This is a genomic window from Rhizobium sp. CFBP 8752, from assembly GCF_014842035.1.
Taxonomy (GTDB): domain Bacteria; phylum Pseudomonadota; class Alphaproteobacteria; order Rhizobiales; family Rhizobiaceae; genus Neorhizobium; species Neorhizobium soli.
Genome location: NZ_JACYUZ010000001.1, coordinates 2,548,754 through 2,569,548, shown reverse-complemented (window position 1 = coordinate 2,569,548; position 20,795 = coordinate 2,548,754). Strand labels below are relative to the sequence as shown.

The 20,795-nt window shown below is 61.8% G+C and carries 17 protein-coding genes; 12 read left to right on the top strand and 5 right to left on the bottom strand.

What is annotated here, in order from left to right; genetic code table 11:
* Nucleotides 1-11: 11 nt before the first annotated feature.
* Nucleotides 12-896: a patatin-like phospholipase family protein gene (locus tag IFT59_RS12435; protein WP_192086972.1), complete on the top strand. Its 885-nt coding sequence runs from the start codon at nucleotides 12-14 to the stop codon at nucleotides 894-896.
* Here IFT59_RS12435 and IFT59_RS12430 read toward each other — a convergent pair whose 3' ends face one another.
* Nucleotides 897-2,705 carry a monovalent cation:proton antiporter-2 (CPA2) family protein gene (locus IFT59_RS12430; protein ID WP_062579326.1) on the bottom strand — a complete coding sequence of 603 codons (1,809 nt, stop codon included), beginning with the start codon at nucleotides 2,703-2,705 and terminating at the stop codon, nucleotides 897-899.
* A 110-nt stretch (nucleotides 2,706-2,815) separates the two neighbouring features.
* Here IFT59_RS12430 and IFT59_RS12425 point away from each other — a divergent pair, with 110 nt between their 5' ends.
* From IFT59_RS12425 to lpxK, 6 genes are all read left to right on the top strand, one after another.
* Nucleotides 2,816-4,162, top strand: coding sequence for a TldD/PmbA family protein (locus IFT59_RS12425; protein ID WP_192086971.1), 1,347 nt, complete (start codon nucleotides 2,816-2,818; stop codon nucleotides 4,160-4,162).
* 3 nt (nucleotides 4,163-4,165) lie between these two features.
* Nucleotides 4,166-4,969, top strand: coding sequence for a 3'(2'),5'-bisphosphate nucleotidase CysQ (locus tag IFT59_RS12420; protein WP_062579328.1), 804 nt, complete (start codon nucleotides 4,166-4,168; stop codon nucleotides 4,967-4,969).
* 62 nt (nucleotides 4,970-5,031) lie between these two features.
* Nucleotides 5,032-5,268: a DUF4170 domain-containing protein gene (locus IFT59_RS12415; protein ID WP_062454846.1), complete on the top strand. Its 237-nt coding sequence runs from the start codon at nucleotides 5,032-5,034 to the stop codon at nucleotides 5,266-5,268.
* Between the two features lie 167 nt (nucleotides 5,269-5,435).
* Complete coding sequence (gene waaA / locus IFT59_RS12410; protein ID WP_174195708.1) at nucleotides 5,436-6,764, top strand: lipid IV(A) 3-deoxy-D-manno-octulosonic acid transferase; 1,329 nt, start codon at nucleotides 5,436-5,438, stop codon at nucleotides 6,762-6,764.
* Complete coding sequence (locus IFT59_RS12405) at nucleotides 6,764-7,522, top strand: HAD family hydrolase (RefSeq protein ID WP_192086970.1); 759 nt, start codon at nucleotides 6,764-6,766, stop codon at nucleotides 7,520-7,522. The genes waaA and IFT59_RS12405 overlap by 1 nt, the downstream gene beginning before the upstream one ends.
* A gap of 3 nt (nucleotides 7,523-7,525) precedes the next feature.
* Nucleotides 7,526-8,566, top strand: a complete 1,041-nt coding sequence (gene lpxK, locus IFT59_RS12400; protein ID WP_192086969.1) for a tetraacyldisaccharide 4'-kinase — start codon at nucleotides 7,526-7,528, stop codon at nucleotides 8,564-8,566.
* Between the two features lie 26 nt (nucleotides 8,567-8,592).
* Here the strand turns inward: lpxK and IFT59_RS12395 are convergent, their stop codons facing one another.
* Entirely contained in the window at nucleotides 8,593-8,826 is a 234-nt protein-coding gene (locus IFT59_RS12395; protein ID WP_184654004.1) for a DUF2093 domain-containing protein, read from the bottom strand.
* Nucleotides 8,827-8,905: 79 nt separating this feature from the next.
* Nucleotides 8,906-10,717 carry a DNA mismatch repair endonuclease MutL gene (gene mutL / locus IFT59_RS12390; protein WP_192086968.1) on the bottom strand — a complete coding sequence of 604 codons (1,812 nt, stop codon included), beginning with the start codon at nucleotides 10,715-10,717 and terminating at the stop codon, nucleotides 8,906-8,908.
* Nucleotides 10,718-11,043: 326 nt separating this feature from the next.
* On the opposite strand from mutL, the gene IFT59_RS12385 reads away from it, so the two are divergent.
* The 3 genes from IFT59_RS12385 (at nucleotide 11,044) to IFT59_RS12375 (ending at nucleotide 16,363) form a co-directional block, all read left to right on the top strand.
* A complete protein-coding gene (locus IFT59_RS12385) occupies nucleotides 11,044-12,726 on the top strand; it encodes a response regulator (protein ID WP_062453698.1) in 1,683 nt (560 codons plus the stop codon).
* 111 nt (nucleotides 12,727-12,837) lie between these two features.
* Nucleotides 12,838-14,193, top strand: a complete 1,356-nt coding sequence (locus IFT59_RS12380; RefSeq protein ID WP_062579341.1) for a putative bifunctional diguanylate cyclase/phosphodiesterase — start codon at nucleotides 12,838-12,840, stop codon at nucleotides 14,191-14,193.
* A gap of 124 nt (nucleotides 14,194-14,317) precedes the next feature.
* Nucleotides 14,318-16,363 (top strand): NADH:flavin oxidoreductase, encoded by a 2,046-nt coding sequence (locus IFT59_RS12375; protein WP_192086967.1) that lies wholly within the window; start codon nucleotides 14,318-14,320, stop codon nucleotides 16,361-16,363.
* 90 nt (nucleotides 16,364-16,453) lie between these two features.
* Here the strand turns inward: IFT59_RS12375 and IFT59_RS12370 are convergent, their stop codons facing one another.
* Together IFT59_RS12370 and IFT59_RS12365 are read right to left on the bottom strand one after the other, a co-directional pair.
* Nucleotides 16,454-17,062 carry a PRC-barrel domain-containing protein gene (locus IFT59_RS12370; RefSeq protein WP_062453695.1) on the bottom strand — a complete coding sequence of 203 codons (609 nt, stop codon included), beginning with the start codon at nucleotides 17,060-17,062 and terminating at the stop codon, nucleotides 16,454-16,456.
* A 227-nt stretch (nucleotides 17,063-17,289) separates the two neighbouring features.
* A complete protein-coding gene (locus IFT59_RS12365; protein ID WP_342366089.1) occupies nucleotides 17,290-18,183 on the bottom strand; it encodes an SMP-30/gluconolactonase/LRE family protein in 894 nt (297 codons plus the stop codon).
* Nucleotides 18,184-18,372: 189 nt separating this feature from the next.
* Between IFT59_RS12365 and IFT59_RS12360 the strand changes: the two genes are divergently transcribed.
* Both IFT59_RS12360 and IFT59_RS12355 read left to right on the top strand, forming a co-directional pair.
* On the top strand, nucleotides 18,373-19,107 hold the full coding sequence (locus IFT59_RS12360; RefSeq protein ID WP_192086965.1) for a helix-turn-helix transcriptional regulator: 735 nt from the start codon (nucleotides 18,373-18,375) through the stop codon (nucleotides 19,105-19,107).
* A gap of 379 nt (nucleotides 19,108-19,486) precedes the next feature.
* Complete coding sequence (locus IFT59_RS12355; protein WP_192086964.1) at nucleotides 19,487-20,653, top strand: Mrp/NBP35 family ATP-binding protein; 1,167 nt, start codon at nucleotides 19,487-19,489, stop codon at nucleotides 20,651-20,653.
* Nucleotides 20,654-20,795 lie beyond the last annotated feature (142 nt).

Here is a 20,795-nt window from a genome sequence, read left to right as displayed (position 1 = left end):
GGAGGCGATCCATGAACACGAGGCTGACCCTTGCTGATCATGAGACTGCGGATCGCCCTGGCGGCAAGAAGGGCGATCTGCGCTATGCGGTCGCCTTCGGCGGCGGCGGCGCCCGCGGCATTTCCCATATCCATGTCATTGAAGCGCTGGACGAACTCGGCATCCGGCCGGTAGCAATTTCCGGCTCTTCGATCGGCGCGATCATGGGTGCCGCCATGGCATCGGGCATGTCGGGCCGCGAGATCCGCGACTATACCGTCGAGACCGTCGGCAACCGCGGCTCGCTGGTGAACCGGCTCTGGGGTCTCGGCCCGTCGACGATGCGGGATGCACTCGGCGGATTTCGCTTCGGTCACTTCAATCTGGAGCCGATCCTCGAGGCCTTCCTGCCGAACCAGATCCCCCAGGATTTCGCCGATCTCGCCATACCCTTGAAGATCTCCGCCACCGATTATTATGGCCAGGCGGAGGTGATCCTCGAGACGGGCAATCTGCGCAAGGCGATTGCCGCCTCTGCCGCCATTCCCGGCCTGTTCATGCCGGTCAGGGTCAACAACCGCATCATGATCGACGGCGGCGTCTTCAATCCCGTCCCTTACGAGCAGTTGATGGATCTCGCCGACGTGGTGATCGGCATCGATGTGGTCGGCGCGCCGGAAGGCGATGGCCTGCATCCGCCCAACCGCTTCGACAGCCTGTTCGGCGCAAGCCAGCTCACCATGCAGGCCAGCATCGCCCTCAAGCTGAAACTCAATCCGCCGCACATCTTCCTGCGTCCCAGCGTCAATCGCTTCGGCGTAATGGATTTCTTTAAGGCGCGCGACATCCTCGAAGCCTCAGAAGGCACAAGAGAAGAGCTGAAGCGTGCGATCGAGGCTCTGGAAAGGGCTGCCTGATCACCACTTGCCGATCGAAACACCGGAAGCCTTTTCCTCCGGGCTTTTGCCGGTGCGTTTCGGCTTGATCAGCGGCTCGGGGCGAACGGGACTGTTGAAGAGCATCTCGCGGCCGGCGCCCAAACCCTGCACGGCCTGAACCTGCAGCCGTTCCTCGTCGCGACGGCGGATATCGTCGCCGATCTCGGAGGCGGCAGCCTCGCTCATGCCGAGCGCTTCCAGCGTCCGTCGCCCGAACAGCAGCCCGGACTCCAGCGTTTCGCGCAACTCGTATTCGACGTTCTTTTCGCGCAGCGCCAGCGAATGAACCCGGTCGTAGGACCGCACGAACAGGCGCACATCGGGAAATTCCGACGCAATCAGGTCGACGATCCGGTCCGTCGTTTCCCGTTTCTGCGTCGCGACCACAACGATCTTCGTCTTCTCGATACCGGACGCGATCAGAACGTCCTTGCGGGCACCGTCGCCAAAATAGATCCGGAAGCCGAAATTGGCCGCCTGCCGGATACGCTCGGGACTGTCGTCAATGACAGTCACGGAACTGCCGCCGGCAAGCAGGATCTGCGCCGCGATCTGGCCGAAACGGGAAAAGCCGATCATCAGCACATCGGCTCCGGCGCCTTCGAAATCCTCCTCCAGATGTTCGCGCGTCTCGCTCTTCTGCAGGCGCCTAGCAAGCGCAGAGCCAAGCGGCGTCAGCGCCATCGACAGCGTCACGCCGGCAATCAGAAGCGAAGCGGTGGCGGAAGAGAGGAGGCCCGCGGCGGTTGCGGTGGTAAACAGCACGAAGCCGAATTCGCCACCCTGCGGCAACAGGAACGCGATCTTCAGGGCGTCATTGGGCGGCGAACCCCACAGACGCGAGAGAGCGTAGACCACGGCCGCCTTCACACCCATGAACACGGCAACGGCCGGGATCAGGAAGGCAAGGTTTTCGAAGATCACCTGGACTTCGAGCGAAAGACCGACAGCGACGAAGAACAGCGCCAGAAGCAGGCCGCGGAAGGGTTCGATATCCGCTTCCAGCTCGTGCCGATAGGAGGATTCCGCCAGCATCACGCCGGAGAGAAAAGCACCCATTGCCATCGACAGACCGACGGCCTGCATCGCAGCCGCCGAACCGAGCACGACGAGAAGGGCGGCGGCAATCATCACCTCGCGGGCACCGCTGCTGGCAATGATCTGGAACATCGGTGTCAGCAGGTATTTGCCGGCAATCACCATGGCGCCCACGGCAGCGACAGCGATTGCAAAGTCCAGCATCGGGGTGGCGGCTGCCTCGCTGGTGCCGGGTGCCAGGATTGTGATCAACGCCAGAAGCGGCACGATCGCGAGATCCTGGAACAAGAGAACGGAGAAGGAGCGCTGGCCGTAGCGGCTGTTCATCTCACCTGTGTCATTGAGGATCTGCAGCGCAAAGGCGGTGGACGACAGGGCAAGCCCGAAGCCGATCATCAGGCTGCCGCGCCAGTCCGCCATCGCCGACAGGTAGGCGAAACCGCTCAGGATGCCACCCGATATCGCCACCTGCGCCGGCCCAAGCCCGAACACATCGGCCCGCATCTGCCACAGACGCGAGGGTTTCAGCTCCAGCCCGATGACGAAGAGCAGGAACACGACGCCGAATTCGGCGACATGCAGCACTTCCTGCGTATCGGTCACCTGTTGCAGCACCGGACCGATCAGGATGCCGGCCGCGAGATATCCAAGCACGGTGCCAAGACCGAGCCTGCGAAACAGCGGGGCGGCGATCACCGCACCGGCAAGCAGCATCAACATTTCGGTAAAGTGGGAGCCGTTTGCAGTCATGGGGCACTTTCGGGTCGGGAATGCGGAAGGTCAACCGGGGAATCGGAGCGCTGCCCTTGATGCTTTGGTCGGTGCACAATAAATGGGGTGCAAACGAAAGGCTTGCAAACATGACCTCGCAAATCGATTCCGCCTCCCTTCTGGCGCGTGCCGGCGAACTGATCGATCTGGCCAAGGCGGCGGGCGCCGACAAGGCGGATGCGGTGGTCGTCCGCTCCCGCTCCAGTTCGGTCAGCGTCCGGCTCGGAAAGGTGGAAGGAACCGAATCCTCGGAAAGCGACGATTTCTCGCTGCGTGTCTTCGTCGGCAACAAGGTTGCAAGCGTTTCCGCCAATCCGGGTTTCGATCTGAAGGTGCTGGCCGAACGCGCAGTCGCCATGGCAAAGGTCTCGCCCGAGGATCCCTTCGCCTGCCTCGCGGATGAAAAGGACCTTGCGAGAGATTACCCCGATCTCGACCTGTTCGATCCGACCGAAGTCTCCGCCGATACGATGCGCGACGTGGCGCTCGAGATGGAACAGGCGGCCCTCGATGTCGCAGGCGTCACCAATTCGTCGGGATCCGGCGCCTCTGCCGGCATGGGCGGAATGGTTCTCGTTACTTCGCACGGATTTTCCGGCGCCTATATGGCCAGCCGCTTCGGCCGCTCCGTCAGCGTCATCGCCGGCGAGGGCACGAAGATGGAGCGCGACTACGATTTCGACAGCCGTCTGTTTGCAGCCGATCTCGACGATCCGAAGCTGATCGGCCGGCGTGCCGGCGAGCGGGTGGTCAAGCGCATCAATCCGCGCCAGGTCGATACCGGCAGCAATGTTACCGTTGTCTTCGAACCCCGCATTGCGCGCGGCTTTGTCAGCCATATCGCCGGCGCCATCAATGGCGGATCGGTTGCCCGCAAGACATCGTTCCTGCGCGACAAGATGGGCCAGCAGGTGCTGAAGTCAGGTCTCAACATCACCGACGATCCTTTGATCGTGCGCGGTTCTTCCTCGCGCCCCTTCGATGGCGAGGGTGTGAAGGGCGAGCGTCTCGTGATGATCGAGGACGGCGTGCTGAACCATTGGTTCCTCTCTACCTCGACCGGCCGCGAGATCGGGTTCCCGACCAATGGCCGCGGCGTGCGCGGCGGCACGTCGGTCACCCCGGCCTCCACGAACCTCGCGCTGGAACCGGGCGATATTTCGCCCAAAGACCTGATCCGCCAGATCGGCACCGGTTTCTACATCACCGAACTGATCGGCCAGGGCGTGAACATGATCACCGGCGAGTATTCGCGCGGCGCGACCGGCTTCTGGATCGAGAACGGCGAGCTTGCCTATCCGGTGTCCGAAGTGACGATCGCCTCCAACCTGAAGGACATGTTCATGCGGATGACGCCGGCCAACGACATCGACCGCAAGTTCGGCACTGCCTCTCCGACGATCGCCATCGAAGGCATGACGCTGGCGGGACGCTGACCGATGGCTGGCGCGGAAGGGCAATGGCTTGAAGATCTGGACCTGATCCGCGATGCCGCCCGTCAGGCCGGCGAGATCGCGCATGGCTATTTCGGCCAGTCGCCGGAAGTCTGGTGGAAAAACGAGGGCTCGTCGCCCGTCAGTGCCGCAGACTTTGCGGCAAACGACATTCTCCAGAGCCTGCTTCTGACCGCCCGTCCCAATTACGGCTGGCTGTCCGAAGAAACGGATGACGACGACGCCAGGCTTTCACTCGACACGCTGTTCGTGGTGGATCCGATCGACGGCACCCGCGCCTTCATCAATGGCGAAAAGACCTGGTGCGTCTCGGTCGCCGTCGTCCATCACGGCCGACCCGTGGCGGGCGTTCTGGTAGCGCCGGCGCTCGGCGAGGAGTTCTTTGCCGTCAAGGGCGGTCAGGCGATCCGCAACGGTGCGCCGATCTCTGTTACCAAGGATGATCATGATAAGCTTGTGATCGCTGCCGATGAAAACCTTGTGAAGAAATTTGATCTGCCGTTCCGCAGCCATGTCGAACGCCATCGGCATATCCCGTCGCTCGCCTACCGGCTGGCGATGGTCGCGGACGGACGCCTCGATGGCACCGTCGTCAAGCGCAACTCGCATGACTGGGATCTCGCCGCCGCCGACCTTATCCTGGAATGCGCAGGCGGCCGGTTGACCGACCTTGCGGGAAGCCCGCTCACGTACAACCGGCGGCAGGTCCGCCACGAGATGCTGGTGGCTGGCGCAGAGCATGCACTGGAACGGCTATTGCCGCAGATCCAGCGATTTCCGGCCGCTTGACCTTTGTGGCGTAATGCCGCAGATGAGGATCGGGCGGAGAGGATAAACGGGACAGGATGGACATGACCGCGACGACTGACAAGAAACAGCTTCTGCATCTGGTTTTCGGTGGCGAACTTTCGAGCCTCGAAGAGGTTCAGTTCAAGGATCTTGCGGCGCTGGATATCGTCGGCATCTATCCCGATTATGCAACGGCCCTGACGGCCTGGCGCAGCAAGGCACAGCAGACGGTCGACAACGCCCAGATGCGCTATTTCATCGTTCACATGCATCGCCTGCTCGAGCCAGGCCCCAAGTAACGCTGAAGCAAGCCTGATCTGCCAGGTTTCGAAATGCCAAGGTCTGGAACATAGGGTCCGGGACCCCTTTTTGACGCATTTGTGCATGACAGAAATTCGGCGACTGATACGATATCAGAAGGACGACCGGGATTGATGACGGCCATCATGCAGTGGGGGCAAAAGCGATGAGCGGCAGTATGGCTCGCATGGCCCTGGCGGGATACCGCCTGGCCGGCATCGCGCTTTATCCCTTTGCCGGGCCGTACCTCACGTACCGGTCGATGAAGGGCAAGGAAGATTCCTCGCGCCGTCTCGAAAGGCTCGGCTATGCCAGCCTCCCGCGCCCGCGCGGACCGCTGGTCTGGGTTCATGCCGCAAGCGTCGGCGAAACCATGTCGATCATGCCGCTGATCCGCGAACTTCGCCGTCGCGAGATCCATGTCCTGCTGACGACAGGGACCGTTACATCCGCAGCACTGGTCGATGCCAGGCTCGGCGATGAAGTCATTCATCAATATGTGCCGTTCGATCTGAAATTCTCCATCAAGCGCTTTGTCTCCTACTGGAAGCCGGATGCGTGCATTACGGCCGAGTCCGAAATCTGGCCGACGACGGTGGCCGAGCTGGCGCGGCGTCGCATCCCGCAGATCCGCGTCAATGCACGCCTCTCCGATCGCTCGTTCACGCGCTGGCACAATCATAATACCATCGCCGAAGCGCTGTTCGAAAAGCTGGCGCTCGTGGTGGCCCAGTCCGATCTCGATGCCGAGCGTTTCCGTGATCTCGGCGCCTGGCCGGTGATCGTGTCCGGCAACCTCAAGACCGACACCGACCCGCCGCCATGCGACGAGGAGCTCCTGGCCCGCTACAAGGCCGAAATCGGCGAGCGCAAGACCTGGGCTGCAATCTCCACCTTCGATGGCGAGGAAAAGGCCGCCGCCACCGTGCATCGGGCGCTGAAGCCGAAAAGCAACCTGTTGACCATCCTCGTGCCCCGTCATCCGGATCGCGCAGATGCGATCGAGGACATGCTGAAGGCCGAAGGTCTCACCGTCGCCCGCCGCTCGCGCAACGACACGATCACGCCGGAAACCGATATCTTCCTCGGTGATTCCATCGGTGAAATGGGCCTTTATCTGCGGCTGACCGAAATCTCCTTTGTCGGCAAGTCGTTGACCAACGAGGGCGGCCAGAACCCGCTGGAGCCGGCCATGCTCGGATCTGCCGTTCTGTCCGGCCCGAACATCGACAATTTCCGCGATGCCTACCAGCATCTGGTCAAGAAGGGCGGCGCCCGGATGGTCCGCGATGTCGAGATGCTCGCGAAAGCCGTACATTACCTGATGATCAACGACCTTGCCCGCCGCAAGATGGTCGAAGCCGGCCATGATGCGATGGACGAGATGCGCGGCGCGTTGGCCAAGACCGTCAAGGCGCTCGAACCTTACGTCAATCCGCTGACCGTCAGTGCCAGACTTCAGCCGAAGACAGCCGCCGCCGGTGCTGCACGCTGATGGCCGGGGAGACAGGCGACGTGGTGGATAGGGACTTCTCGCATATCGCCGGCATCCTGTTCGACAAGGACGGCACGCTTTTGCACTATGATGCGAGCTGGGGACCGGTGAACCGGGAAGCGGCGCGCATCGCGTCGGGCGGCGACGCCGATCTCGAAACGCGCCTCCTGCAAGCCGGCGGCATGGATCCCGTCTCCGGCCACACCCGTGCAGACAGCCTGCTTGCGGCCGGCAATGCCGCCGAGATCGCCGCAGGTTTCGTGTCCGCAGGCGCCCCCATGGATGTGGCAGATCTCACCCGTCAGCTCGATGCACTCTTCGTGCGCTCGGCCGAATATTCCGTTCCGGTCACCGATCTCGCCGCCTTCTTCGGCGCGCTGAAGGCACGCGGCCTGAAGCTCGGCATCGCCTCCAGCGACAATGAGGAAGCCATCCGCCAGACGGCGATCCGTTTCGGCTTTATCGATCATGTCGATTTCATCTGCGGCTATGACAGCGGTTTTGGTGTGAAGCCCAAACCCGGCATGTTTCTGAAATTCTGCGAGGTCGTCGGTCTCGACCCCGCGCAGGTGGCGATGGTCGGCGACAACAATCACGATATGCACATGGGCGAGGCGGCAGGCGCCGGCATCAAGGTCGCGGTTTTGACCGGGACCGGTTCGCGCCAGACGCTGTCGACTGCCGCCGATCTCTGCCTCGACGATATCTCCGCCTTTGCCGCCCTCCTGCCGGTCTCGGCACCGGCTGCGGCGGGCTGAGCGGTGGTTTCCGAAGCACCGCCATTCTGGTGGACGAAGGCCGACTGGCGCGTCTGGGCGCTGTCGCCGGTTTCGTTCGTCTATGGTGCCGTCTCCGGCCGCCGCATGGCGAAGTCTAAGCGGGCGCAGTCGCCGCTGCCGGTCATTTGCGTCGGAAACTTCACCGTCGGCGGTGCCGGCAAGACACCGACGGCGATCACGCTTGCCCGCGCTGCCAAGGAGAAAGGCCTCACGCCCGGTTTCCTCACCCGCGGCTATGGTGGATCGCTCGACGTCACGACAATGGTCGATCGCTCCAAACACAGGGCCGAAGCCGTCGGTGACGAAGCGTTGCTTCTCGAGCGCGAAGCGATGACCGTCATTTCCCGCCGCCGCGTGGACGGTGCGAGAATGCTGGCGCAAAACGGCGCCGATCTCATCATCATGGATGACGGGTTCCAGAGCGCCCGTCTCTCGATCGATTTCGCTTTGGTGGTGATCGATTCCGTCCGCGGCATCGGCAATGGCCATCTCGTGCCGGGCGGTCCCGTGCGGGCACCGCTGGCCGAGCAGATGCGTCAGGCCTCCGCCATCCTCAAGGTCGGCAACGGCGACGCGGCCGACAGGATCGTGCGCCAGGCATCGCGCGCCGGCAAGCAGGTCCACGTCGCGACACTCGATCCAAGCCCCGGCCAGTCGCTGGCGGGCACAAATCTTCTCGCCTTTACCGGGATTGCCGATCCGGAGAAATTCTACCGCACCGTCAACAGCGTCGGCGGGCTGATTTCAGAGCGCCGGTCGTTCCCGGACCATCACTTCTTCACGACGGATGAGATCGAAAGCCTGCTGGAGGAGGCCGACAGACACGGCCTCCATCTGGTGACGACGGCCAAGGACGCCGTGCGTCTCGTCGGTCATCACGGCCCGGCCGAAACGCTGCTCAACCGGGTGCAGGTGGTGGATGTGGAGATGCGGTTCGACAATCCGAAGGCGCCCGGCCAGATCATCGACGCGGCTTTCGCAAGGTTTCGCGAGCGCCGCTTGAAGAGTGGCGTAAAACCCTGATCACGGCGCAAACGCGCGACTGTGGATTAAGCCCGGCTCTGGTTCGGCAGCAGGCCGGCGCGCTTGTCGGCTTCCAGCGAGGACGCGCAATCGGCATAGGCTTCCTGGCGCGCCACACTCCAGTATTTAAGCTCGTCGACCGGGATCTGTGCACCCGTCATCGCGCAGATCACGAAAGAACCGCTGCTGACGATCTGGTAGTCGCCATCCAGGTACCGGATTTTCGCTTCGCGGAAGCTGCCGCCTTCGAACCGGTTCATCTGTCTGCGTCTCCTGCGAAAAAACATCGGATTGCTCGCGCCTTTGGCCGTCATTCCCTACACCGCGTGTGGCGCGCCTTCAAGTCCGTCCGAACAGGCGTTCGATGTCGGAGAGCTTGAGTTCAATATAGGTCGGGCGGCCGTGGTTGCAGGTGCCGGAACCGGGCGTTGCCTCCATCTGGCGCAAAAGCGCATTCATCTCGTCGGGCCGAAGCCGGCGCCCTGAGCGCACCGAGCCATGGCAGGCCATGGTGGCCGCGACATATTCCAGCTTGCCGCGCAGGGCACCGGCCGTGCCCCATTCGGCCACTTCGTCGGCGAGGTCGCGGATCAGCGAGGATGCATCCACTTCGCCCAGCATGGCGGGCGTCTCGCGCACGGCAACCGCGCCGGGACCGAACCGCTCGACCGCCAGCCCCAGCCGGTCGAGTTCTTGCGCATGCGTCATCAGCCGGTCGCAATCTTCTTCCGGCAGATCGACGATCTCCGGAATGAGCAGAACCTGGGACGCCAGCCGCTTGTCGTTCAAAGCCTGACGCAGCGCCTCGTAGACCAGCCTCTCATGGGCTGCATGCTGGTCGACGATGACAAGGCCGTTTTCCGTCTGGGCGACGATATAATTCTCGTGCACCTGCGCACGCGCAGCACCCAGCCGGTGGCGCTGCCTGTCTTCCGAAACGTGCACCGTTTCAGATATGGCATCGTCCGTGCGGGCCGCCGGCATGGTCAAACCGTCGAAATCCTGTTGCGCCCGTTCCCCGAAGCCGAACGGTGCCTGCAGCGGCCGCGATGGCGACGCTGCCGGGCTCCAGGGCGCAGGCGTCGGGGGCCGATAGGCGGGGCCGGATGAAAACCCCGGCCTGAACGCCTGCATCATGCCGGATGCGCCGGTCGTGTTCGCCCGGTCGCCCTCGCGGTGCAACGCCTCGCGGATGGCGCCGACGATCAACCCGCGCACCAGCCCCGGATCGCGAAACCGGACGTCTGCTTTGCCCGGGTGCACGTTGACATCCACCAGCGCCGGATCGAGCGTGATCGACAGCACCGCCACCGGATAGCGACCGGACGGCATCCGCTCCGCATAGGCACCGCGGATGGCCGACAGGATGAGCTTGTCCTGCACCGGCCGTCCGTTGACGAAAGCGTATTGATGTCCGGAATTGCCCCGGTGGAATGTCGGCAGCCCGACAAAGCCTGTGAGGCCCACATCCTCGCGCATCGCGTCGATCTCGATCGCATTGTCGCGAAACTCGGCCCCGAGAACCTGCGCCATGCGCGCCAGATGGTCCTCGCCGGTCGCCGGCAGGTCCAGCGTGGTGCGGTCGGAGCCCGACAGAACGAAACGCACATGCGGAAAAGCGATCGCCATGCGCTTGACGATTTCGGTGATCGCACCGGCTTCCGCCCGTTCGGTCTTCAGGAATTTCAGGCGTGCCGGCGTTGCAAAGAAGATGTCGCGAACTTCCACCACCGTGCCGGGATTGGCCGGTGCCGGCCGCGCCGCGGTCGTCTTGCCACCGGTCACCGACACCTGCGAGCCGCTGTCGCTCCCTTGGCGCCGGCTGGTGATCGTGAGTTTCGCGACCGACCCGATCGACGGCAGTGCCTCGCCGCGAAAGCCGAGCGTTCTGATATCGTCGAGCGTCGTCGCAATCTTCGAGGTGCAGTGGCGGCGGATCGCGAGGTTGAGATCGGCGGGCTCCATGCCCGATCCATTGTCCGTGACGCGCAGAAGAGACTTGCCGCCGCCCGCCGTGGCGATCTCGATGCGCGTCGCACCCGCATCGATGGCGTTTTCGACCAGTTCTTTGACAGCGCTCGCGGGTCGCTCGATGACCTCGCCGGCAGCGATCTGGTTGATGAGCGTTTCGGAAAGCTGCTTGATGAACATGGCGCTATTTTCAAGGATTTCCGGCGGGAAGGAAAGGCTGCCGGATGGTTTGTCCCCTGCAAGCCCTGCAGCAAGCCTATCTTAATTCGGCCTTAACCGAAAACCGATATTCAATCTGAGTTGAACAGGATGAACCCGGGAGAGCGCCAGCTCTCCGCAGAGGAACCGATGTATGGGCCGGCTGGGCACCCGTACACGAGGATCGGCCCTTTGTTCGAGGACTTGAAGCCAGCATGTGTCTTACCCGACTTGATTAATTGAGACGGATTGCACCGCATGGTGCCGGCGATTGGCCGAGTCTGTGAACACACAGGGGGTTTTGTCACATGAATGATTTGGCGTCGGCGGACGCGGACATTCAGACTGCGATGATGGAAGTGATTTCCGAGGCGATCTCGGGTGGGCACTCAGGCGGCCTTGTCGTCTACGACAAGAACGACCTGTTGATCTTTGCCGGTCAACAACTGACCATCCTTCTCGGCATTCCTGACAGCGTCCTTGCACCCGGTACACGGCTGCGCGATCTCCTTGGTGCCATCTATGACGGCGGCGGACGGTTCATGTCCGAGACCGGCGGCACAAAACGATTGCTCAGCCGCGACGACTGGATTTCCGACAATATTGCCACGCTCTGGAAGGAGCGGCACGAGGCGCTGATGCGCCGTGGTGCCGATCGCTGGATCAGTCTTGCCAAACGGCGCCTGCCGTCGGGCTACGGCGTCTGCATCCTCCGGGACGTGTCCGAACAGCGCAAGCGCGAAGAGCAGTGGCGCGCCGACATGGAGCGCGTGCAGTTGACCGAGGATATCCTCGACAACCTGCCGTTCCCGGTCATGGTCAAGGACACCAATCTCGCCTTCGTCGCCGTCAACAAGGCCGCCTGCCGCTTTCACGATCTCCCCGCCGAAGCGCTGCTCGGCTGCACGGGGACCGACATCCATGCTCCGGCCTTGGCCCAGCGGCTCGACGGCATCAATCGCCGGGTGGTGGAAGACGGCGAGGAGATCCAGCTGCCGGAGCGTCTGACGCGTCCGGATGGCTCGCAGATGGTGATCGTCGCCAACAAGTACCGGATCGGCAAACCAGGCCGGTACTATCTCGTCACCGCCATGCAGGACATTTCCCGAATGGTAGAAGTGGAAGAGGACGGGCGTGGCTTTATCCGCCTGTTCGACGACCCCAATCTGTTTTCCGCCAAGCTGCATCGCAAGAGCAAGATGCGGGACGCTTTGCAGGGCGCGGATCCCGATATCGCCGGCAGCCAGATCCTGATCGTCTCGAGCGACCCGCTTTTCACTGGAACCGCGAAGGCGATCCTTGCGGATTTTCAGGTCGAGGCATCCTCGGTCGTTGATGAACACGAACTGGCGCTTTGCCTCGAACTCGTGTCCAACGCCGCGGTCAGGGTCGATCTCATCGTCGCGGATCGCGATCTGGCGTCCGCCTGCCGCGCCATCGGCTCAAATTACGACAAACAGGTCGTGGCCTTCGATGCTGCGGCTCTCGAAGAGCATCTCGTTCCGACCCTCAGCCGCGAACTGACCAAGTTGCGTGGACCTGTCGAACAGGACGAAGAAGACAACTGGCAGATCCTGCCCGATGACCCTCAGCCCTGCGTCGATATCCTTGTTGCTGAAGATAACGAGGTGAACCAGATCGTGTTCTCGCAGATCCTCGAAAGCCTCGGGTACCGCTATGCGATTGCGGTCGATGGAGAAGAGGTGGTCAGGATGTGGCACGAGCTTCGTCCTTCGCTGGTGCTGATGGATGTCACTCTGCCGACCCTGAACGGCTTCGAGGCAGCGCGGGCGATCCGCACGCTCGAGGAAGAAGGGCAGGCGTCGACACCGATCGTCGGCGTCCTCGCCCAGGCATTCGACCGCGACCGCGAGGAATGCTTTGCATCGGGAATGGACGACGTGATCCTGAAGCCGATCAGTCCCGATGTGCTGGAAACCCTGTTCGCGAAATTTCTCGTCGTTGCCGGTTCGCAGCAGATGCTGTCTTGAGCATGGATCGGAAGCGCGGACGGCTATCCCGAAACGCTACGGTTCCGCTATGAAATGTTAAGCTTTGTCCCGCATCGTCGCCTATCAAATGTGGTGCAAGCGGATAAACTTATGACGTTGGCGGAAAACCCGTTGCCGCAGCTCCGTCAGCATGAGCTGCAGGCCAAGGCTTATAGCGACCCGCTTACGGGTCTTGGAAACCGACACCGTATGCGCGACAAGGTTCACCTTCTCGCCGCAGAGCGTGCAGCCGATCCCGCCCCGTTTACTGTTTGCATTGCCAATCTCGATGGTTTCAAGCCGATCAACGACCTGTTCGGTATGGAAGCGGGCGACGAGATCCTCTGCCAGGTGGCGCATCGCCTCAAGGCCTGCATTCCGGATGGCGCAACGGTCACTCGTCACGACGGCGACGAGTTTGCCTTCGTGCTGCCGCTCGTCTTCGAGCGCACCGGTGCCGAACGGATCGGCCAGATGATCCGGGATGTTCTTTCCGCACCCTATGATCTGGGGGATCGCAATGTGCGTCTCTCGGCGTCCTTCGGCTTTGCCATCTACCCCTTCGCCGGCGAGCATTTCGAGGAACTGCTGAAGAGCGCTGAAACCGCGCTTTACCGGTCCAAACGCCGCGGTCGCGGCCAGATCACGGTCTATTCCCAGGAAATCGCGCAGGAGATGATGCGCGCGACGCAGCTTGAACAGGCGCTGCGCCATGCGATCATCAGCGATGCCGTGGATGTCCATTTCCAGCCTATCGTGCGCCTGGACGATGGATCGGTCGTCGGGTTCGAGGCACTCGCGAGATGGAACGACAAGGATCTCGGTTTCGTATCGCCCGCCGTCTTCGTGCCGCTTGCCGAAGAGCGCGGTTTCATCGATGCGCTGTCGGAAACCCTGCTGCGCAAGGCAGCCGAGGCAGCGCTGTCCTGGCCGCGGGATCTGTTCCTGTCCTTCAATCTGTCCTCCGCCCAGCTGATGGACCCGACGACCACGGAAAGCATCCTTTCGACGCTCGCCCGCGTCGGGCTCGATCCGCATCGGCTCGAATTCGAGATCACCGAAACCGCCGTGATGACCTCGGCCGATACGGCAGAGCGCATCATCACGGATCTTCGCAAGGCAGGCGCGCGCATCTCGCTCGATGATTTCGGCACCGGTCAGTCCAGTCTCGGACGTCTGCGCGACTTCACCTTCGACAAGGTCAAGATCGATCGCGCCTTCGTCTCCCGCATCACCTCGGACCGTGCCTCTGGACACATCGTCAGGGCGATCATCGCCATGTGCGACGGTCTGGAACTGGAAGTGGTCGCCGAGGGCATCGAGCAGCCGGAAGAAGCGGAAATGCTGCGATCGCTGGGCTGTGCCATGGGGCAGGGCTATTACCACGGCAGACCCGCCGATACGGCCTCGACGCTGCGCTATCTGAGCACCCATCACCGCGACTTCATGACCCCCGAACGGGACTGATCTTCCGCCTCCACCAACGTTGAGGAGAGGGCGCGGAGTGGACAGTCCGCGCCGCGTCTGATGCTCGCACGGGGCTGTCCGCTGCGCGATGATGTGGTTTTGCAAGCCGCATTGCGAGATCACCATGTCCGTTTCGAACGATCCCCTTCTGCAGCCGTTTCAGCTGAAGCATCTCACCCTCAAGAACCGCTTCATGTCGACGGCGCACGAACCGGCCTATTCCGAAGACGGCATGCCGAAGGATCGTTACAGGCTCTACCATCTCGAAAAGGCAAAGGGCGGCATCGCGCTCACCATGACCGCAGGTTCCGCGATCGTCTCGCAGGACAGTCCACCCGCATTCGGCAACCTGCACGCCTATCGCGACGACATCGTGCCGTGGCTGAAGAAGCTCACCGATGACTGTCATGAATACGGCACGGCGGTGATGATCCAGCTCACCCATCTCGGGCGCCGGACCGGATGGAACAAGGGGGCCTGGCTTCCTGTGCTGGCGCCATCTCCCATTCGCGAACCCGCCCACCGCGCCTTCCCGAAGGAGATCGAGGACTGGGATATCGAGCGCATCGTTGCAGACTATGCCGATGCCGCCAGCCGCATGCAGGCGGCGGGTCTCGATGGCATCGAGATCGAAGCCTACGGCCACCTGATCGACCAGTTCTGGTCGCCCGCCACCAACCACCGCGACGATGCGTTCGGCGGGTCGCTCGAAAACCGCATGCGGTTTTCGACCATGGTGATCGATGCGGTGCGAAAATCCGTCGGTCCGGATTTCATCGTCGGCATCCGCCTGGTTGCCGACGAGAACTGGGACAAGGGGTTTTCCCGCGAAGAGGGGATCGAGATCTCCCGGCGGCTGGTGGCATCTGGCGGTATCGACTTCCTGAACGTCATCCGCGGCCATATCGATCACGATGCGGACCTGAACGAGGTGATCCCGATCCAGGGCATGCGATCCTCGCCGCATCTCGACTTTGTCGGCGATGTCAGGAAGGCGACGAAATTCCCGGTCTTTCATGCAGCCCGAATCGCCGATGTTGCAACGGCCCGGCATGCGGTCGCCGAAGGCAAGCTCGACATGGTCGGCATGACCCGTGCCCACATTGCCGATCCGCATATCGCGAACAAGGTAGCAAGTGGCAAGGAGGCGACCATTCGCCCCTGCGTCGGTGCGACCTACTGTCTGGATCGCATCTACGAGGGAGGAGAGGCTCTCTGTATCCACAATGCGGCGACGGGGCGCGAAGCCTTGCTGCCGCATGTGATCGAAAAGTCAGCAGCTGTCCGAAGGGCCGTCGTGATCGGTGCCGGTCCTGCCGGGCTCGAGGCGGCCCGCGTGCTGGCAGAGCGCGGCCACGCAGTCACCGTGCTCGAGGCAACGGGGGAGGCGGGTGGCCAGATCAATCTTCTGGTTCGCAATCCGCGCCGCCGCGAAATGATCGGCATCATCGACTGGCGGCTGGCGGAGCTTGAGCGGTTGGGTGTCGAGATCCGCTACGACGTGTTCGCCGGCGCCGACGATGTCCTCGAACTCGAGCCCGAACTCGTCGTCGTCGCAACCGGCGGCATACCGCAGTCGCCGCAACTTGAGGCGGGCGAAGAGCTTCTGACCTCCAGCTGGGATATTCTCGCCGGATCTGCCAAACCCGCAGGCCCGGTTCTGCTGTTCGATGACAATGGCGGCCATCCGGGTATGAGTGCCGCCGAAGTCATCGCCACATCAGGCGCGGATCTCGAGCTTGTCTCCCCCGAACGCTTCTTCGCACCTGAGATGGGGGGCATGAACCATGTCCCCTACGCACGGATTTTTGCCGAGAAGGGTGTCCGCGTGACGATCAACACGCGGTTGAAGTCGGTGCGGCGTGACGGCAATGCATTGGTGGCAAGCCTCGGATCCGATTACGCAAGGGATGTGGTCGAGGAAAGGCGGGTCGCACAGGTCGTGGTCGAGCACGGCACGGCCGCGAACGCGGATCTCTATTTCGAGCTGAAGCCGCTCTCGCGCAATCTTGGCGCCGTGGATTACGCGATGCTGATTAACAGAAAAGCACCGCTGCTGCCGAAGAACCCTAATGCCGCTTTCGATCTCGTGAGGATCGGCGACGCTGTGGCAAGCCGCAATGTCCATGCAGCAATCTACGATGCGCTGCGATACTGCTCGCTTTTGTAAACCGCGCACGAAAAAGGCGGCATTATCAATGCCGCCTCTTCCATTCAATCGTCTGTCACGTGGCGTGTAGCCCGTTCCAGGTCCCTAAGATTAGTTCTTAGGAGCCGTCGACGGAGTTGTGGCGCCATTTTCAGCCGGTGCTGCCGGGGTGCCCGGAGCCGGGTTCATCGTGGACGACGTGGTCGATGTGTCGGATGCTGCCTGCTTGTCGTCCAGTGTCTTGAACTCTGGAGCAGACTTCAGCGCTTCGGCCGTTTCGGTGGTCGACAGACGCACTTCGTTGTTGTTCTGTGCGTCGCGGGTGAGCGTCAGCTTGCTGATCGGAAGAGCTACATCCTTTTCGCCGATGCCGAGGAAGCCGCCGACGCCGACAACTGCTGCAACGAGTCCGCCGTTTTCTTCAAACAGTAGGTCGTTGACGTCACCGATGCTTTCGTTAGCCGAATTGTAGATCGACTTGCCGATATAATCGTTGGCGCTGACCTGGGTGGTCGCCTGTTCGGTCAGGTAATTGCCGTCTGCAGTGGTAGCCATGCCACCTGCTGGTGCAGCCGGGGTCGTTGTCGTGGTATCGGCCGGTGCCGAAGGTGCTGCCGGTGTCGCCGGAGCAGGCTGTGCCGTCTGGGCAAAAGCCGGTGCAAGTGTGGTGGACGCCATGAGAACGGCTGCTGCGGCGATCGTGCTGAGAGTCTTTTTCATCGTGTTCCTACCTTTTCCATCTAATTCGTCATGAAGGACGGCTTCTCGCATTGAAGGGCCGTCTCGACCAAGAAGGACGCATTCGTTCTGCTTGGCTTCGGTAGGGAAATGGCCGAAACGCCGGTTTGGTTCCGCATTTCCATGCCGTTTTATTAGGCAGAAACTGCGGAACGTTTCAGCACTTGGCGGGTTTGGGGCTTTATCAGCGAGAATATAGATCCTTAAAGTCAGGCCGAGTATCGGGGTTCCCGACCAAGCGTGACTGGAACGGCGAGTTCGAACAACGCTCCCGCCAGCGGATCGGAGGTACGGGCGTCCTGGTCCATTCCCTCCCAGGCTGATGTGACAGCCAAGCGCCCATTTCCGATCACGACAGGGCAGGTCGTTCTCTTGGCGGGCACTTCGAAACGCGCGAGAAGGACACCGTCCAGACCATAATGGTCGACCGCACCTTCACCCCAGCGGGCGTTCCAGATCGTGCCGTCCTGATCGCAGATCGCGCCATCCATTCCACCGGGGCTGCCGCTGCCATCGATGAAGAGGGTGGGTTTTGACGTCGGGAGTCCGGTCAATGGATCAAGGTCGACACGCATGAGGTGGTTGATGCGCGTGTCGACATAATAGCCGGTGCTTCCGTCCGGCGAAAAGCAGATCGCATTCGGAATGCTCATCTTGTCAAACAGCGTCGTGACCTTGCCGCCCACGACATGATAGATCGCACCCGCGCCTTCCGCAGCGGTGCGCCCCATCGTGCCGATCCACAGCGCACCGGAAGGGTGCAGCCGGCCGTCGTTGGAGCGGTTGTCCGGCTCGTCCTTCTCGAGGTCGCAGTGCAGGGTCAGTTCGCCGGTGGCGCGATCCCGTATGAAGAGCCCTTGATCGGAGGCGATCAGCTGCCGCTCGGCGTCGACCGGCACGAGAACGCTTCCCATTATGGGGAGGATCTGCACAGATTCTTTGCCGGTGTTGATGTCGAGCGAGCGAAGCTGCTTTTCGAGAATGCTGAACCACCAGATCGTCCCGGTATCCGCATCGAAGCTGGCTCCTTCGCCAAGTTCACAAGGCGTCGAGGACAATACGCTACCCTGGAACGGGTGAGAGACAAAATCGGCTGTGGTCACGGGCATCCTCCGCAGAAGCTTCTGTTCGTTGCAGAATTAACGCGAACCGCCGCGATGGCTAGCCGCGTCATCAGATTTTCCCTGACAAATTCCTGAAACCATGCGACAAGATTCGCAAATGCGAGAACCTATCACCATCACCTGGTGACGTTTGCGTGCGTAAGGTCTGGTCGGAGCAAGAAGCAGTACATGTCTAAGACCGAAAAAGCCGAAGAGATGTCCTTTCTCGACGGCAGTGTCGCCGAAATCGCCACCCTGCAGACCCAGTTTGATGTGATCCGGTTCCTGAAGCGAGTGACGCAGTATTATAACTGTCGCACCTTCATGGTTCTCAACCTTCCGTCGATCACGTCTCGCGAACTGTCCGAAAATACCGTCGTTACCAATTGGCCGGCGGAGCTGATGTCGCAGTTCGACAAAAGCGGTCTGATGCAGACCAGCTCCGGCCTTTCACATCTGCGCAAGTTCACGACGCCCTTCGTCTTCGATCTCTCGAGCGATCGCGGCGTGATCAATTCGAGCGACGAGGTCACGCAGATCTTTTCCGGGTTCGGCATCCAGCGCGGCGCCTGTTTCCCCGTCCATGACCGGCTCGGCAATCGCGGCGCCGTTTGCTTCGGCGGTACGGGCAAGACATTTGACCAGCAGCAGATGATGGAACTGCATTATCTCTCGGTTCACGTCTATGAACAGCTGGCGCAGATCCGCAGCCTCGACGTCAAGACCAACGATGTCCTGACCGAACGCGAAGTCGATTGCCTGAACTGGACGGCTGCGGGTAAGACCAGCGCGGAAATTGCCGAAATCCTTGGACTCTCCGAGCACACCGTAAACCATTATCTCAACCGCACGGCCCGCAAGCTCGACACCGTCAACCGCACCCAGGCGGTTGCCAAGGCGTTGAGATCCGGCATCATCAAGTAACGATGCCGGCGATCATTATTTGATCAACGCCTCTGTTTTCTACGCGGTCAATTGATCGTTCACTGGGCAAATTCCCAACGCTCTCCAGTTGCCTGTCCCTAACACCCTGTTTCGACTACGTAAACATCCGCATTACGGTCTGGCATGGTTCGTGCTTGTTTACAGGCAGGTCCAGAGGGGGCTGAAAGCGTCCCAAGAGGCGCGATAAAAACAAGCCGCTATCCGGGGCGCCGTCTGGCTGCCATCCGGGTAGCGGCTTTCTTTTTTCTGACGTGGGGCGTTTCAACGAAGCGTCTTGCTCGAGACCGGTGACACTTCCTATATAAGCCTTGGATCCGGCGCGGGCAGTTTGTGTCGAGATCGCTATCAGGAGCAGGCAATGTCCGACGTCACCAAGGAACAGGTTCTGGCGGTTCTCGCGAAGGTTCGCGGACCCGACCTCGAGGGTGATATCGTCTCTCGCGGAATGGTCTCCGACGTCTTTATCTCCGACAAGAAGGTCTATTTCTCGATTACCGTGCCGGCCGATCGCGCAACCGAACTCGAGCCGCTGCGCATGGCCGCCGAACGGACGGTCGCCGCGATGCAGGGCGTCAACGGCGCGCTGGTTACGCTGACGGCCGATCGCAGAGCTGGAACGGCACCTGCCAAGACGGCACCTCCGCCAAAGCCGCAAGCGTCTGCCGCCGGCCACGCGCATCCGCATTCCCCCGCCACACCCGGGCCGAGACAGCCCGCACCGAAAGCCGGCGTTCCGGGCGTGGGTGCCATCATCGCGGTAGCGTCCGGCAAGGGCGGCGTCGGCAAATCGACGACAGCAGTCAATCTGGCGCTGGGTTTCCAGGCCAACGGTCTCAAGGTCGGCATTCTCGATGCTGACATCTACGGCCCGTCCATCCCGCGTCTCCTCAACATCTCCGGCAAGCCGCAGCAGCTTGAAGACCGGAAGATCGCCCCGATGCAAAACTATGGGCTGAAGGCGATGTCGATCGGCTTCCTGGTCGAGGAGGGGACCGCCATGATTTGGCGCGGCCCGATGATCCAGTCGGCGCTGCTGCAGATGCTGCGCGAAGTCGGCTGGGGCGAGCTCGATGTCCTCGTCATCGACATGCCTCCGGGAACCGGCGACGTGCAGTTGACGCTCGCCCAGCAGGTGCCGCTTGCGGGAGCCGTGATCGTGTCGACGCCGCAGGATCTCGCCCTGATCGACGCCCGCAAGGCCATCGCCATGTTCGGCAAGGTCGAGATACCCATCCTCGGCATCATCGAGAACATGAGCTACTTCCTCGCTCCCGATACGGGCACCCGCTACGACATCTTCGGCCATGGTGGCGCAAAGTCGGAAGCCGAGCGCATCGGCGTTCCCTTCCTCGGCGAAATCCCTTTGACGATGGACATCCGCGAACGCTCCGACGCGGGCACGCCGGTCGTCGTTTCCGATCCGGACAGTGCATCCGCCGCCGTTTATCGGGAGATCGCATCCAAGGCCTGGGCAGAGATTAAGGGCAAGCCGCTGCGCAAGGCGCCTGCCATCGTTTTCGAATAGAACCTATTCGAGTTTGGACGGTCTCCCGGGCAGGAATACACGGTCAGTGGCGGTCAATACTCTGAAATCGCCTCTCTTTTTGTTTCGAAATTGTTAAACATCGCCGCTAGACGTCTGCGGCGATAGTGAAAGCATGCAGTTG